Raw genomic sequence first — 15,856 nt, forward strand, 5'->3', positions numbered from 1 at the left:
TCAGCTCATCCCCCGACTGACGATAAAGACGATGCCGGCCAGCGACATCAGGGTGATCAGGGCATAGATCAAAATCAGAGGCCAAAAGCGATGACGCCAGACCTCCACCAGGACTTGATAACCGGTCAGCTGGCGCGCCTCACTCAGTTGCGGTGCCACCCATTGGCGCATCTGTTCGCGGTCATAGAGACCGACCACGGCCGTTCCCAGGGGCATGACCACACCATCAATGATCAGCATGGAGGGTGAATAAGCCACCTGCGGCCCGCTACCGACAACCACCTGCCCACCCGGAGTCTTGAGTAGAACCAGCGGGCCATGCACACCCACCCCACTGCGCGAAATATAATGGAGCACCCAGAAAGCCGTGACCGACAACAACGTCAACACAGCGCCGAGAACGGCCAGCATCGCCAGCAACTTCCAGGGTAGTGATCCGACCATCCAGAGAGCCACCGCACTAACAACAAAATAAAAAGCCGGGCCGGCCAGATACAAATACCGGTAACGCACCAGTAGCCCGTGCCGAAGCCAAGCCTCCCCTCGCGGGGCCCACGATTGACTACTGCGCTGTTCACTCAGGTCATCGCCGGTCAAGCCACGGGGAAGCCGATCTCGGTCATACCACCAGGCAAACGCCAACCCGGCCAGCAATGCCACAACAAACACCACCAGCAGAACATTCCGCCACAGACTCCAATACGCCAGTTCTTGCTGGGCCTCGGCCATGCCAGGCAACAACACCTGATCAAGAGGCTCGCCCTGCGCCCCCAGTCGCCAGAGAGTCCGGCTGGCATGGTCTGCCACCAAGGCACCACTGCCCAGCGGAGCGATCATCAGGATGTCATCCAACCTCGTAGCAATGCGCCCCAAAACCTGACCATGCGCATCAAAACGGTAAAGGCGCTGGTTGCCCAGCCGGTTATCACCGACCAGAACCCAATACTCCGCCCCCACTCGGGCGAGATCCGTGGGCCAGCGGTACTCGCCACCCATCTCAACGTTGAACGCCGTTTGCAGTGACTCCGGCCTGTCCAGATCGAGACGGACAACACGATGATGATTGGTATCAGCAACCAACAAGGTGCGTTTATCAGCCGCCATGCCATTGGGGTAGCGCAGATCCTTGAAGGTTTTGAGCAAATGGCCGCCAGCATCGAACAGGGACAGACGATGATTGGAGCTATCCGTAACCGCCAGCTGCCGCCCATTCACATCCCAGTACAACCGCCCGGGCCCTTGCGGGTTCAGCGACGTCACAAAGGGCCGGCAGTGGCCGACATCCTGCGCACATTGCCACAGCCCTTTTGTGTCACGGTAGATAAAGATATCTCGGGAGTCGGGATCAATGGCAAAGCCAACCCGGGAAGCCGCGTCAGGCAGCGGTAGTGCTGCGGACACCTTGCCTTGCGCATCCACGCGATAAAGCGCACCGTCGTAGCGAACCAGAACCGACTGTGCCGATTGCACCGCCATGTGTAGCGGCTCGGCAACGGCGTTAACCTGTTCTCTGGTCCAGAGCCAGGCCAGCAACAGTGAACCGAACAGCGCGATCACCAGTACCGCCACCAACGGGTGGACAGCACCCGACTTCTTCTCCCCCATTAAACTTCCCTTCCCTGGAAAGCCGGCCAGCTGCTGGCCGGTAGAATATGATTATTGTTGGCTGACCGCCTTGCGACTGTCTGACCGTATCAAGCCTTCAGCTGATCGGCCAGCGCCTGGCCTTCGGCGAAGTCCAGGGTGTTCTCGTAGATGGCGCGGCCGGTGATGGCGCCGCTGATGCCCTGGTCGGCCACCGCGCACAGGTTGCGCACGTCATCCAGGTTGGTGATGCCGCCGGAGGCGATCACCGGAATCGACATGGACTGGGCGAGGCGCACGGTGGCATCCACATTGACCCCCTGCAGCATGCCGTCACGGCTGATGTCGGTGTAGACAATGGCAGACACCCCATCGTTCTCGAACCGTTTGGCCAGCTCGATCACGTCCACGTCGGTGACATTGGCCCAGCCATCGGTGGCCACTTTGCCATCCTTGGCGTCCAGGCCAACGATGATATGGCCGGGAAACTGCTCGCACATGGCCTTGACGAACTCGGGCTCGTTGACCGCCTTGGTACCGATGATCACCCATTGTACGCCGGCATCCAGATAGGCCTGGATGATTTCCGGGCTGCGAATGCCGCCGCCAATCTGGATCGGCAGGTCCGGATGCGCCCGGGCGATGGCCTTGACGATATCGCCATTGACCGGCTCACCGGCGAAGGCGCCGTTCAGATCCACCAGGTGCAGACGGCGAGCGCCGCGCTCCACCCAGTGGCTGGCCACGGCCACCGGGTCCTCGGAGAACACCGTGTCGTCTTCCATGCGCCCCTGTTTGAGGCGCACGCATTTACCGTCTTTCAGATCAATGGCGGGAATCAGTTGCATGAGAATCTCTTCGCGTGTTGCGTGTCAGCGTGGCGGCAATCAGGGCTGCCAGCGCAGGAAGTTTTCCAGCAGGGTGAGACCGGCATCCGCACTTTTTTCCGGGTGGAATTGCACGGCGAACACATTGTCCTTTACCGCTGCGGCAGCAAATGCCAGACCATACTGGCAACGGCCGGCCACCTGCTCGTCGGGCAGGCCGGTGACACAGTAGCTGTGAACAAAATAAAAGCGGCTTTCATCGGCAATGCCCGCCCACATGGGGTGGGCCTGCATTTGCTGCACCTGATTCCAGCCCATGTGCGGCACTTTCAGTCGGGCGCCGGTTTCACTCACCGGCTCACCGAAAAAGGTCACCTGGCCATCGAAGACACCCAGGCAATCGATGCCCCGGTTCTCTTCACTGCGGGCCATCAATGCCTGCATGCCCACACAGATGCCCAGTAGCGGCTTGCCGCTGGCGACCACATCCACAATGGCGCGGTCCAGCCCGGTGTCCTTGAGCACGGCGATACAATCGCGGATGGCACCGACCCCGGGAAACACCACCCGGTCGGCAGCACGCACCTGGTCCGGGTCGCTGGTGATCACGATGGTCTGGCCGCTGGCGACCTTTTCCAGCGCCTTGGAGGCGGAGTGCAGGTTGCCCATGCCGTAGTCGATAACGGCTACTACTTCACTCATGACTCGATACCGCCCGCTTATTCGCTTTCGCTCAGGGTGCCCTTGGTGGACGGTGCGATGCCGCCCATGCGCGGGTCGGGCTCCACCGCCATGCGCAGGGCACGGCCGAAGGCCTTGAATACGGTCTCGGCCTGATGGTGGGCATTCTTGCCGCGCAGGTTGTCGATGTGCAGGGTGATCATGGCGTGGTTGACCATGCCCTGAAAGAACTCGTAGAACAGGTCCACGTCAAAGCCGCCAATGCTGCCGCGGGTGAAACCCACGAACATTTCCAGGCCCGGCCGACCGGACAGGTCTACCACCACCCGGGACAGGGCTTCGTCCAGCGGCACATAGGCATGGCCATAACGGCGCACGCCCTTCTTGTCGCCCAGCGCCTTCTTGAGCGCCTGGCCCAGGGTAATGCCGATATCTTCCACGGTGTGGTGGGCATCGATGTGCAGGTCACCCTTGGCATGGATTTCCAGATCAATCAGGCCGTGCCGGGCGATCTGGTCCAGCATGTGCTCAAGGAACGGCAAACCCGTGTCCAGGGTATTGCTGCCGGTGCCATCCAGATTGACGCTGACGCGGATCTGGGTTTCCAGGGTGTTGCGCTCTACGGTAGCGCGTCTTTCGCTCATCTATACCTCCGGGGTAATCAGGCGGGTATTATACGTACCCCGCCACCTGCTAACCAGCGGAGCCAGAGAATGCCGATCAGTGCCCAGCCCAACCCCCTCGAGACCGACCAGTGCCCCCGGTTCGACAAGGTACTCAGGGACGACCCACAATACCGCCAGGCCTTGCTTGACGCTGCCGCCAGCGGCGAAGGCCGCCTGTTTGCCGCCCACTTCAACGGCCAGCCAGTGGCCGTGGCCCTGCTGGCAGACAGCGAGCCCGGATTACAGTGGCTGGTGGTTCACCCGGCCGCCCGGGGTCGGGGAGTGGGCAGGGATTTCCTGCGGCTGATCGAACAGCAGCTGGGCGAGGCGCTGGCCCTGCCCGATCACTGTCAGGCCAGCGGCAAGCGGATGTAGAGGGTGAAGCCCTGGCCCAGGCCGGGGCTTTCCGCCCACAGCTGGCCGTCCATCTGCTCCATCATCACCCGGGCCATGGCCAGGGACAGGCCGAAACCGTCTTCATGGTGGCGCGAGCCCATCACGAAGAAGGGCTCGAAAATCCGCTCCAGCTGCTCCGGACTGGCGCCGCGGCCATGATCATGGATACCGATGTCCGCATGGGCGGCATTGACGTCCACCTGGCTGGTCACTTCCACCTCGCCCTTGTCGGCGCTGAAGCGCAGGGCGTTATCCAATGCGATGGACAGCACTTCGCGCAGCTCCGGCTCGTTGGCGCGCACCTGCAGATTGGGCGACACCCGATTGCGCAGGGTCAGGTTGCGTGACTCGATGGTAGCCGCCTGTTCGCGCAACAGTGCATCCACAATCCACATGGGCTGACAACTGCTGACCAGCGGCGCCTGCTCCCGGTCAGACAGATCAAAGTAGCGCAAAGAGGTGCTGACGATGCCGATCAGCCGGCGCTGACCCTTGCGCACCATGGCCCACACATCCACATCCTTGCTGTCGCCGTCACTGCCCAGGGAATCCGCCGCGCCGATCCAGTTGATCGGCGTGTTGAGCTCGTGGCTGATGTACTGCAGGAAGGTGGACTTGTCCCGGTTCATCTGTTCGATGTCCGCCAGATGCATTTCCAGGTTGTGCTGGGCATCCTGCGCCAGTTGCTTGCGCTCATGCTCAAGAAAACGGATGCGATCCCCCAATGCCAGAGACAGCATTACCACCACCCACAGGGCGCCGATATGGGGCAGATAGGGCGTAATGGTGGTAAACGGCAGGGTACCGAGGTTGCCCAGTGCAAAGATGAAGATCAGTAACAGAAACACCGACCAGGCCAGCACATACAGGCGCGCCACCCGAAACCCCTGGCGCCACACCGTCCAGCCCAGCCAGCTGAACAACACCACGGTAAACAGGGTCATCAGGGTGGACAGGTGATAGGACCAGGGTGGCGGCAGGAACCAGGACAGCACGAAACTGCCACCAAGCAGCATCAGGAAGTGCTTGAGCAGACGATCATAGCGCGGAAAGCGTTCCGCCAGCTGCAGAAAGCGCCGCGAATACATGGCCAGGGACGACGAGCAGACATAGGTGCCCAGCCAGAAATATTCATTGATCTTGGGCGTATCAGGCCACAGATACTGCAGGCCGAAACCGTTGACGTTGAGATTGAAGTAGATGATGCCGGTGAGAAAACCGACAAAGTAGAGATACACCCGGTCTCGCAGCGACACGAAAAGCAGGGCGTTGTAGATCAGCATGATGATCAGTGAGCCATAGAACAGCCCCAGCAGCATCTGCTCCACGTAGGTGTACTCCACCAACCCCTTGGCGTCATACAGCATGGGCATCAGATTGAGTGCGCCCTTGCCCTGCACCTTGAGAAAATACGCTTGTGGACCTTTCAATTTGGTATTGAGGTCGAATACGAAGGCGCGATGATTCATGGGGCGCTGACCGAAGGGGCGGGTATCGCCGACCTTGTAGGTCAGAAAGCCGCCCTTGCCGTCCGGGGCGTAGAGCGTCAACTTGTCCAGAATCGGGTAACGTTCCACCAGAAACCAGCTGTCTCCGGCCACCTGCCGGGCATCCAGGGAAAAGCGCAACCAGATGGTGCTGTCGGTGAAACCGAAATTGAGCTCGTCACTGTCGCTGGCATTGAACCGGCTGGCGAACTGGTTGCGGACCTGATCCAGCGTCCACTTGCTTTCCGGGTCCACCAGCACATCCATGTGCTCACCGATACGAATGGCGTCATCACCGCTTTTCAGCAGCACCGGCATGGCCCACAACGGTGACACAGCCAGCAGCAAGACAACCATTAACAATTGACGGAACTTTAACAAACCAGACTCCCCCAAAGGGTATGCTGTTACGTACATCTTTCCCCGGCTGCTATAATCCCGGTCCATCGGCCAACGCGCAAGGAGAGCCACATGGGACGCCTGATAAAAATTGTTTTGATCACGCTGGCTGCCATCATCCTGCTATTAATTGCAGCGATTTTTGTGATCACCCAGGTGATCGATCCCAACGAATTCAAGCCGGAAATTGAAAAGCAGGCCAGAGAGCAGGCCAACCTGACGCTGGATATTCAGGGCGACCTGGCCTGGCAGTTCTGGCCCTCGCTGGGCGTCAGCCTGGGCAAGACAGAAGCCCGCATCGGTGATGACAAGGACCTGTTTGCCGCCCTCGATCATGCCAGCGTCAGTGTGGCGGTATGGCCGCTGCTGTTTGGCCAGGTACAGATGGACGGCGTTACCCTCGCCGGCCTGCAGGTCAACCTGGAAGAAGACGCCAACGGCGGCAACTGGGAGAACATCGGCAGCCAGAGCGGCGCCGAAAGCACGCCGGAGGAAAGCGCCGATACCGCCAGCAGCGACAGCGGCAGCCTGGACATCCCGCTGACCATTCCCAGCGTGGAAGTCACCGACGGCAAGGTGCGCTACCGCAACAGCACCGACGGCACCGATATCGTGGTGGAGCACTTCAACCTGGGCGCCCAGGACGTAAACCTGGACAAGCCTTTCCCGCTGCAGATGTCCCTGCGCTACCAGGATCAGAGCGACATGCGCGTTGACCTGAACCTGGACACCGTACTGGCCGCAGACCTGGATCAGAACCACTTCACTCTCAACCCGATGACGCTGGATGCCAGCATTGCCGGCGCCACCACCAACCCGGTGGACGTGCACCTGGAGCAGAATCTGGACGTCAATCTGGACAAGGACCGGGTGGACATCCGCGACCTGCTGATCAAGGCCGCCGGCACCGAAACCCGGGGCAAACTGGCCATCACCGGCCTGAGCGACCAGATGCAGTTCGCCGGCGAGCTGCATACCGCGCCCTTTGACGCCAACAAGGCCCTCAAGGCCATTGGCGAAGCCCCCATCGAAACCACCGATTCCGCCGCCCTGAGCAAAGTCGCCATGGATGCCACCCTGGGCGGACCAGCGGGCAGCCTGATGGTCAACCCGCTGAAAGTGACGCTGGACAGCAGCACCCTGAGCGGCAAGGCCGGGCTGGCCAGCCTGGACAGCGGCAAGATTGTCTTTGACCTGAATCTGGACCAGATCACCCTGGATGGTTACATGCCCCCCGACAGTGGCGACAAGCCGACCACGGCCGCCGCCGGTGGCGGCAAGACCGGTGGCACCGCCAGCCTGTCCAGCGACCCGCTGATTCCGGTGGACAGCCTGCGGCCGCTGTTACTGGACGGCAAACTGGCCATCGGCAAGGTCAACTATGACACCCTGTCGGCCAGCGACCTGAAATTCGCCGTCACCGCCAAGGACGGCGTACTGCGCCTGACCCGGGCCACCGGTAATACCCTGGACGGCAGCTTCGACGCCACCGCCAGCCTGGACGTGTCCGGCAAGACCCCGAAAATGCAGGCCCACAAGAGTGTCAGCAAGATCCAGATCCAGCCGCTGGCCCAGTGGGCCCTGGATGACGATCTGGCCAAGGGCATCTTCAGCCTGAACGCGGATGTCAGCGCCAGCGGCAACAGCGAAAAGGCGCTGGTGGACTCGGCCAAGGGCAATATCAGCCTGGAGCTGAGCGATGGCACCGTACGCGGGCTCAATCTCTATAACACCCTGGTCGGCGGCATCAACGACATGCTTGGCAAGTTCCAGGGCCTCAGCGCCCTGATCCCCGGCCAGGAGTCCGGCAAACTGCCCAACGCCCTGTCCAAGGACACCAAGATCGTCGACCTGACCAGCAAGGCCCACCTGGAAAAACAGGTGGCCTACCTGGACAGCCTGGATGCGGTGCTGGACAAGGGCAAACTCAGCGGCAATGGCTGGCTGAACATACTCAATCAGGATTTCGACCTGAAAGTGGGCATGCAGTCACCGGAGCTGGGCAAGTCCAAATACCTGCAGGGCACCACCTGGCCGCTGCGTTGTGAGGGCAACCTGGCCGGTAGCCCGGCCAAATGGTGTGGCCCGGACAAGAGCGGTTTCGAGGACATCGCCAAGCAGGCCGCCGCCAAGGCTACCCAGGACAAGATCAAGGACAAACTGGGCATTGATGCCGAAGGCGACAGCACCGAAGAAGTGCTGAAAAACGCCGCCCAGAAAAAGGCCAAGGATGAAGTGAACAAGCAGCTTCAGGACGGCCTGAAAAAACTGTTCAACTGATCCACCGGGCGGGGTCGACATCGACCCCGCCCTGGCTTGCCCCGCCTGCGCTTTCCGGGTACAACAGCCGGCATGCCCACATCACCGCTCTCCCCGGATACCTTCAGCCAGCGCATCCTCGACTGGTATGACCAGCATGGTCGCCAGTCTCTGCCCTGGCAGCACCCGCGCACCCCCTACCGGGTGTGGATCTCCGAAATCATGTTGCAGCAGACCCAGGTCAGCACCGTGATTCCCTATTTCGAGCGCTTCATGGCGCGCTTCCCCGACGCGCATAGCCTGGCCCGCGCCGAGCAGGATGAGGTGCTGCACCTGTGGACCGGTCTGGGCTATTACGCCCGCGCCCGCAACCTGCACAAATGCGCCCGGCAGCTGGCCGAGCAGCATGACGGCGAGTTTCCCCACACCGTGGAAGAGGTCGCCGCCCTGCCCGGCATCGGCCGCTCCACCGCCGGCGCCATCCTCGCCCAGAGCCGTGGCGTGCGCGCGCCAATACTGGACGGCAACGTCAAACGGGTCCTGGCGCGCCTGCACGCCGTGCCCGGCTGGCCGGGCAAGAAGCCGGTGGAAAACCGTCTGTGGGAACTGGCCGAGCACTACACGCCCCGTACGCGGCTGGCGGACTATACCCAGGCCATGATGGACCTGGGCGCCACCCTCTGCAGCCGCGGCAAACCCAACTGTCAGGCCTGTCCGGTCAACAGTGCCTGCCAGGCCCGTGAACAGGGCAACCCACAGGATTACCCGGGCAAGAAACCGAAAAAGGTGCTGCCGGTGCGCACCACTGTCATGCTGATTCTGCGTGACGAAACTGGCCGCGTCTGGCTCGAGCCACGCCCCTCTTCCGGCCTGTGGGGCGGCCTGTGGTGCTTCCCGCAGATCGATGACCACCAGCAGTTGGAGGCGACACTGACAGAGCGGGCCCTGCGTCCACAGGGGCAGGCACAACCCCGCGACGGCTTCCGCCATACCTTCAGTCACTTCCATCTGGATATCACGCCCCTTGAAGTGACAGTCCGCCTGGCCGGGGTCGCCGACAATGAGGGCCGCTGGGTGGAACCGGCCGCCCCCGGCGAACTGGGCCTGGCCGCCCCGGTCAAGAAGCTACTTGCCACCCTCGACGCGCCCCGCCAGACGAGCATGTTATAGTGCCGGCCATCACCCCCACACTCGCAACAACGCAGGAGCGGTCATGACCCATACGGTGTTCTGTCGCAAGTACCAGAAAGACATGGAAGGCCTGACGCGCCCGCCCTTCCCCGGCCCCAAAGGCCAGGACATCTATGACAATGTATCCCGACAGGCCTGGCAGGAATGGCTGCACCAACAGACCATGCTGATCAACGAAAAGCACCTGAACGTGATGGACCCGCAGGCCAAGGCCTTTCTGGACGAACAGCGCGATCGTTTTTTGAACAACGAAAACTACGAACAGGCGGAAGGCTATGTGCCACCTGCTCAGGATGCGAACAATTAGCCCCGCATCGCTTGACGGGCCCTGCCCAAGCCGCTTTAATACGCGCCCTGATTGCCCGGATAGCTCAGTCGGTAGAGCAGGGGATTGAAAATCCCCGTGTCGGTGGTTCGATTCCGCCTCCGGGCACCATACAAAAAGCCTCGCTCACAAGAGCGGGGCTTTTTTATGGGCGCCGGGCGGCCAGATGAGACCCTCCGCCGGGTTCGACAAAATGCGCTGCATTTTGCAACGAGCGCTCCAGCGCGAAGCCCCGGGGTCATAACAGCCACAAAAAAGGGCGCCGCAGCGCCCTTTTTCGTATCCAACCCCCAATCAGGCGGTAGCTTTCTCGCCCACCGTCACCCGGGCCGGCTGCCAGACATAATCCTTCTCGTTCAGGCGCCAGGTGCGCGCCATGAACTGAAAGGTGGCATGGGGCCAGAGGGCAGTATTACGGCCATCCGCCTGCTGATACCAGCTCATGCAGCCGCCGTTCTGCCACACGGTGTCCTTGAGCTCTTCCTGCAGCTTGTCGTTGTAGCGATCCATCACGTCCTGCTTCACGTCCAGCCAGGCATCGCCACGCTTGTCCAGCTTGCCGATGGCATCCAGGATGTAGCGCACCTGGCTCTCGATCATGAAGATGATGGAGTTGTGGCCCAGGCCGGTATTTGGACCCACCAGCTGGAACATGTTCGGATAGCCGCTGACCGTGGTGCCCAGATAGGCCTCGGAAGCGTCTTTCCAGTCGTCCTGCAGGCGATGGCCCGCCAGGCCGGTGATCTCGAAGTCCTTCATGTAGATGCGCGGATCGACGATAAAACCGGTACCCAGCACCAGGCAATCCACCGGCTCTTCACGGCCATCGCTGAACACGATGCTGTGCTCGCGGATTTCCTTCACGCCTTCGGTGACCAGCGATACATTGTCGCGGTTGAAGGTGGGGTAATAGTTGTTGGAAATCAGGATGCGCTTGCAGCCCAGGGTGTACTGCGGCACCAACTTGCGCGCGGTCTGCTTGTCCTTGACCTGACTGTGAATGAACGCCTTCAGGGCCGGCTCCGCCAGTTTCGCCAGACGCGGGTTGAAGATGGGCAGCACCCGGGCCTCGTTGCTCAGGTACAAACGCAGGCGGTGCAGCTTGCGCAGTGCCGGGAAACGACGGAACACCCACTTGCTGAGCCCGGAATAGGCGCGCTCATCGCGGGGGATGATCCACGGCGGGGTACGCTGCACCACGGTCAGGTGCCCGGCCTCCTTGGCTACATGGGGCACATACTGAATAGCGCTGGCGCCGGTGCCGATGGATACCACCTTCTTGCCGGCCATGTCGTAGTCATGGTCCCATTTGGCGGAATGGATCACCTTGCCCTTGAAGGCATCCAGGCCCTTGAAGTTGGGGATGGAGGGCACATGCAGCGGACCACTGGCCAGCACCCAGTGCTGACACTCCACCCGTGAGCCATCCTTGAGATTCAGAGTCCAGCGGGCGCTCTGCTCGTCAAAATGGGCGCCGGTCACCTCGGCATTGAAGCGGGTGAAGCGGCGAATATCGTGCTTGTCGGTGACCCGCTCGATGTAGTCATGGATCTCCTGCTGACCGCTGTAGCGGTGGCTCCAGTCCGGGTTACCCTCGAAGGAGAAGGAGTACATGTGGGATTGCACATCACAGGCGGCGCCGGGGTAGCTGTTGTGGTACCAGGTACCGCCCACGTCGTCTGCCTTTTCCAATAGCACAAAATCATCAATACCGGCTTCACGCAGCTTGATAGTCATGCACAGACCGCCGAAACCGCCGCCCACGATGGCGACCTTCACACGACGGGTGTCTACGTTGATATGAGCCTGACTGGTCATTGTTATCCTCCTGATACAGGGTGCTGAAAAGCCTCCTTGAGACTTTTCAAGCCAGCTTCACGGCGCAGGTCCGTAAAGCTGGACAGGGAAAATGAAGCGCTCGGCGCGTTTCATTTTTCTGGCGTCCCGGTCGCGCCGCCAGAACAGGCTGCTTGCAACAACCTGTTGGGATGCCTATGCATCGTCAATGGCTGATACCTTAGTCTTGCCAGGGACCTGTGAATACGTGTTAACCTGACTGAAAAATTGATAATTCCGGCCATGTCTGCACGCTCCATTCTTGCCCTGATCTACACCATTGACCTGCTCGAGACCGAGAAGGGCATCGACTGCCGCCCGGCGCTGGCCCGCCATGGACTGGACCGGGACAAGCTCGACCCCAACAGTGAAATCGGCCGCGACCGGGAGCTGCTGATTTTCACCGAGCTGCTGCCCCAGGTGGATGACCCGCTTCTTGGCTTCGAAATGGGCAGCCGTTTCGGTTTTGCCGGCTATGGACAGCTGGCCATGCTGCTGATGACCAGCGAAACCGCCTTCCAGGGCTTCCAGTTTGGTGTCAAATACCAGGCGCTCACCTATCTCTATGGCGAGATTGCCCTGGTACCCGGGGAACAAACCACGGCCCTGGAGCTCTACCCGATTCCGCTCCCCCAGGAAGTCAGCCGCATCCTGATCGACCGGGACATGGTTGGCACCTTCAAGCTGGTCAATGACATCCAGACCCAGCTCAACCTGGACCTGAAACCGGTGGAAGTGTGGATGCCCTACCCCAGACCACCCCATGCCGCCGTTTTCGAAGACTATTTCGGCTGCCCGGTGCGTTACGAGCAGCCCCATTGCAGGGCCGTCATCCGCAACCAGGATCTGGCCCTGCGCATGCCGGGCTACAACCGCATGGCCCAGGACATGTACCGGGAACAGTGTGACGCCATGCTGGCCCGGCGCGAGCAACCCACGGAGCACCTGGCCAGCCGCGTGGCCGCCTACCTGACCCTGTTTGTGCGCACCTTTCCCACCGCCGAGCAAGTTGCCCAGGCCTTCGGCATTCCCGAACGCAGCTTCCGGCGGCAACTGGGCAAGGAAGAGCGCCCCTTCCAGGGCATTCTTGATCAGGTCAGGGAAGAAAAGGCAAAACGCTATCTGGCGGACTCCGAACGCAGTGTGGCGCAGATCGCCGAACTGCTCGGCTACAGTGAATCAGCCGCCTTTGTGCGGGCGTTTGAAAGGTGGACCGGGGTGACGCCGGCCAAACACCGGAAAGGCGATGGATAATTGATAACGGCGCGGATCACTACTGTGCCAACCGAAACGAAAGAGGCCGCGTCCAGATTTTGATCGCGGCCTCTTCGGGTCTGGAAAGCTGCAAGCCCTGGCTCGCGAGCTATCAATTATCCATTCTCAATTATCAATTAATCCTTCTCTCTGATTCTCTCCACGATCTTGGTGGTGGAAATATCATCAATAAAGTCGAGCACCTTCACCTCACCGCCGTAGCTGTGCACGAACTCGTGGCCGACCACCTGGTCGACGCTGTAGTCCCCGCCTTTTACCAGCACGTCCGGCTTGATCGCTTCCAGCAGGGGCTCGGGGGTATCGGTGTCGAAGGGGACCACCCAGTCCACCGCCTCCAGCGCGGCCAGTACCGCCATGCGCCGCTCCAGCGGGTTAATAGGCCGGCCCGGGCCTTTCAGGCGGCGGATGGAGTCGTCGCCGTTGACCGCCAGCACCAGGCGATCACCCTGGCGGCGAGCGGAATCCAGATAGCCCACGTGGCCGGCATGAATAATGTCGAAGCAGCCATTGGTGAAGACAATTTTCTCGCCCTGGGCACGGGCATCGGCGATGGCGATCAGCAGCTGCTCTTCGGTCATCACACCCCGGCCCAGGCCGCCTTCCTGATGGACTGCCCGGCGCAGCTCCGGCGCCGACACCACCGCGGTGCCCAGCTTGGCAACCACGATACCGGCGGCGATATTGGCCAGTGCCACCGCATCTTCCATGGGCGCACCGGCCGCCAGGGCCACCGCCAGCACGGAAATCACCGTGTCACCGGCACCGGTTACATCAAACACTTCCCGCGCCCGTGCCGGCAGATGCAGCTCCGGCTGGCCATCGCGCAGCAGGGTCATGCCCTTTTCACTGCGGGTCACCAGCAGGGCCTGCAGGTCAAAATCACGGATCAGCTGCTGGCCCTTTTCAATCAGGTCCTGCTCATCCTTCACCGCCCCGACCACGGCCTCGAACTCACTCAGGTTGGGCGTCAGCAGGGTGGCTCCCCGGTAAGGGGAAAAATCGGTGCCCTTGGGGTCTACCAGCACCGGCACACCGGCGTCCCGGGCCATGGCGATCAGCCCCGGGCAGTCGCGCAGCGCGCCTTTGGCATAGTCCGACAGCACCAGTGCGCCGCAGTGAGCCAGCTGAGCCTGTACCCGTGCGGCAAAGGGCGCCGGGTCCTGATCATGAAAGGCCTCTTCAAAGTCCAGCCGCAGCAACTGCTGCTGACGGCTGATCACCCTCAGCTTGGTGATGGTGGGCAGCGCCGGCACTTTCTGAAAATGACAGGCCACCTCCGCCGCCGCCAGGCGCTCCTCCAGAATCCGCGCTGCCTCGTCATCGCCGGTGATGCCCACCAGCTCGGCACGGGCTCCCAGGGCCGCCATGTTCAGGGCCACGTTGGCAGCGCCGCCGGGACGATCTTCCAGCTCGGTGACCCGCACCACCGGCACCGGCGCTTCCGGCGAAATCCGCCCGGTGGGGCCGTGCCAGTAACGGTCCAGCATCACATCGCCGGCCACCAGGACGCGGGCCTTGGCCAGGGCGGGGATCTGCGGGTTATGCATGGAAGTCTCCTGAACTGATCAGATTGGGCACGGTATGGCGAAACCTTACTGCACTGCCGATGTCTTGTCTTGCCAAGCACCTCACGATGTAACAGCCGGGTTACAGCGCCAAACGGCGGCGCAGTGTAGCATAGCGGTGGATACCGCCGGACGCTGCCTTTAAACTCTGCCAGCGCCGGGATGCAGGCAGTCAACACACGCACAATGGAAATCCGTATGCCGCTATTGAACAACATCATGCAGGGTCGCTGGTTGCGCTGGTGGCTGACACTGTCGTTTGCGGTGATGTTTTCCGCGGTTTTCCTGTTCAATTCCCGCACTTCCATGCTCAACGTGGTGGACTTTCTGTTTTTCCTGCCCTCGTTGACACTGGTGACCCGGGCCGTGGTCAGCGGTGACCACCGCCTGCTGACCGCGCCGCTGATGCTGCCCCTTTATTTACTGCTGGCCTGGGCACTGCTGAGCATGGCCTGGGCGGAACAGCCCAATGGCTCACGCACCGTGCGGGGGGTGGTACAGATCCTGATCATGGCCGGCATGTTCCGCTGGTTGCACCTGTATTACCGCCATACCTTCAAACAGGCACTCACCAACGGCGCCCTGTGCGCCATGATCGTGGCGACCACGGTGGTGGTGAGTTACTACACCACCCAGCCGATCAACAGCCCACTGTTCAGTGAGCCGGCCAACCTGATCTTCCACCTGCCGTCACTGGAGGCACCCACCGCCCTGATGGCACTGGTGGCGCCCACCTTCATTCTGGTGGCCCAGGCGCGGGAAGAAGGGGCCACCGGCAAGGGCGGCCGACGCCTGGCCGGCGCCATGGTCGGGTTTGCCATTCTCTGCCTGACCTCGCTGCCGCTGGGGCTGATGAGCATTTTCCTGGCGCTGGCCTGGCTAATTGCTTCCGGGCGCTACCGCTGGTTTGCCCTGTTACCGTTGCTGGCAGCGGTGTACCTGCTGGTCGATACCAGCCACCTGCAAACGGCGGCCAACTATATGCTGCACCCCTGGTTCGGTAACGGCCTGAACCAGGAAACCCTCAACAATGTGCTGGCCCATGATGGCGATGCACTGCGCAGCCTGGCCCACCCGCGCAACATGTTTCTGCTGTTGATTCATGCGCTCGGCGTGGTCGGCCTGCTGTTGTTCGTGGCCTGCTGGGCCGTGCCTCTCGCCCTGCTGATACGGCGAAAGACCCCCTGGTTCGAAGACGGGCTGTTCACCGTTACAGTGGCCCCCTCCCTGTTCATGCTGTTTGCCACCGGTGCCTTTTTGCTGGTGCCCTTCCACAGCAGCTGGGAGAGCCTTTGGGTTCCCATGGCCCTGTTACTGGCGCGACTCAGCGAGCGGGACGTGATCCGCCCGCTGGCGACCCGCTAAC

The 15,856-nt window shown here is 61.5% G+C and carries 13 protein-coding genes and 1 tRNA gene; 7 read left to right on the forward strand and 7 right to left on the reverse strand.

Features of this window, described 5'->3' with window-relative positions:
- The 4 genes from A11A3_RS03635 to hisB form a co-directional block, all read right to left on the reverse strand.
- Positions 1–1,605: an NHL repeat-containing protein gene (locus A11A3_RS03635; RefSeq protein ID WP_008927911.1), complete on the reverse strand. Its 1,605-nt coding sequence runs from the start codon at positions 1,603–1,605 to the stop codon at positions 1–3.
- A gap of 89 nt (positions 1,606–1,694) precedes the next feature.
- On the reverse strand, positions 1,695–2,432 hold the full coding sequence (hisA, locus tag A11A3_RS03640) for a 1-(5-phosphoribosyl)-5-[(5-phosphoribosylamino)methylideneamino]imidazole-4-carboxamide isomerase (protein WP_008927912.1): 738 nt from the start codon (positions 2,430–2,432) through the stop codon (positions 1,695–1,697).
- Positions 2,433–2,471: 39 nt separating this feature from the next.
- Entirely contained in the window at positions 2,472–3,113 is a 642-nt protein-coding gene (gene hisH / locus A11A3_RS03645) for an imidazole glycerol phosphate synthase subunit HisH (protein ID WP_008927913.1), read from the reverse strand.
- Positions 3,114–3,130: 17 nt separating this feature from the next.
- On the reverse strand, positions 3,131–3,736 hold the full coding sequence (gene hisB / locus A11A3_RS03650; RefSeq protein ID WP_008927914.1) for an imidazoleglycerol-phosphate dehydratase HisB: 606 nt from the start codon (positions 3,734–3,736) through the stop codon (positions 3,131–3,133).
- Positions 3,737–3,805: 69 nt separating this feature from the next.
- Between hisB and A11A3_RS03655 the strand changes: the two genes are divergently transcribed.
- On the forward strand, positions 3,806–4,132 hold the full coding sequence (locus A11A3_RS03655) for a GNAT family N-acetyltransferase (protein WP_008927915.1): 327 nt from the start codon (positions 3,806–3,808) through the stop codon (positions 4,130–4,132).
- On the opposite strand, the gene A11A3_RS03660 is transcribed toward A11A3_RS03655, so the two are convergent.
- Positions 4,108–6,021 carry a sensor histidine kinase gene (locus A11A3_RS03660; protein ID WP_237738823.1) on the reverse strand — a complete coding sequence of 638 codons (1,914 nt, stop codon included), beginning with the start codon at positions 6,019–6,021 and terminating at the stop codon, positions 4,108–4,110. The two genes, A11A3_RS03655 and A11A3_RS03660, sit on opposite strands and share 25 nt — an antisense overlap.
- A gap of 90 nt (positions 6,022–6,111) precedes the next feature.
- On the opposite strand from A11A3_RS03660, the gene A11A3_RS03665 reads away from it, so the two are divergent.
- The 4 genes from A11A3_RS03665 to A11A3_RS03680 all read left to right on the forward strand — a co-directional run bounded on the left by A11A3_RS03665 (position 6,112) and on the right by A11A3_RS03680 (position 9,925).
- Positions 6,112–8,319, forward strand: coding sequence for an AsmA family protein (locus A11A3_RS03665; RefSeq protein WP_008927917.1), 2,208 nt, complete (start codon positions 6,112–6,114; stop codon positions 8,317–8,319).
- 72 nt (positions 8,320–8,391) lie between these two features.
- Complete coding sequence (gene mutY, locus A11A3_RS03670) at positions 8,392–9,468, forward strand: A/G-specific adenine glycosylase (RefSeq protein WP_008927918.1); 1,077 nt, start codon at positions 8,392–8,394, stop codon at positions 9,466–9,468.
- Positions 9,469–9,511: 43 nt separating this feature from the next.
- Positions 9,512–9,796, forward strand: coding sequence for an oxidative damage protection protein (locus A11A3_RS03675; protein ID WP_008927919.1), 285 nt, complete (start codon positions 9,512–9,514; stop codon positions 9,794–9,796).
- Positions 9,797–9,849: 53 nt separating this feature from the next.
- Positions 9,850–9,925, forward strand: a tRNA-Phe gene (locus A11A3_RS03680).
- Between the two features lie 183 nt (positions 9,926–10,108).
- Here the strand turns inward: A11A3_RS03680 and A11A3_RS03685 are convergent.
- Positions 10,109–11,632 (reverse strand): flavin-containing monooxygenase, encoded by a 1,524-nt coding sequence (locus A11A3_RS03685; protein WP_008927920.1) that lies wholly within the window; start codon positions 11,630–11,632, stop codon positions 10,109–10,111.
- 261 nt (positions 11,633–11,893) lie between these two features.
- On the opposite strand from A11A3_RS03685, the gene A11A3_RS03690 reads away from it, so the two are divergent.
- On the forward strand, positions 11,894–12,904 hold the full coding sequence (locus A11A3_RS03690) for an AraC family transcriptional regulator (protein WP_008927921.1): 1,011 nt from the start codon (positions 11,894–11,896) through the stop codon (positions 12,902–12,904).
- A 137-nt stretch (positions 12,905–13,041) separates the two neighbouring features.
- Here A11A3_RS03690 and hldE read toward each other — a convergent pair whose 3' ends face one another.
- Positions 13,042–14,472, reverse strand: a complete 1,431-nt coding sequence (hldE, locus tag A11A3_RS03695) for a bifunctional D-glycero-beta-D-manno-heptose-7-phosphate kinase/D-glycero-beta-D-manno-heptose 1-phosphate adenylyltransferase HldE (protein WP_008927922.1) — start codon at positions 14,470–14,472, stop codon at positions 13,042–13,044.
- 216 nt (positions 14,473–14,688) lie between these two features.
- On the opposite strand from hldE, the gene A11A3_RS03700 reads away from it, so the two are divergent.
- The gene (locus tag A11A3_RS03700; protein WP_008927923.1) at positions 14,689–15,855 is read left to right on the forward strand and encodes an O-antigen ligase family protein; all 1,167 of its coding nucleotides are present in this window, start codon (positions 14,689–14,691) and stop codon (positions 15,853–15,855) included.
- The last annotated feature ends 1 nt before the right edge of the window (position 15,856 follow it).

The organism is Alcanivorax hongdengensis A-11-3 (assembly GCF_000300995.1).
Classification (GTDB): domain Bacteria; phylum Pseudomonadota; class Gammaproteobacteria; order Pseudomonadales; family Alcanivoracaceae; genus Alcanivorax; species Alcanivorax hongdengensis.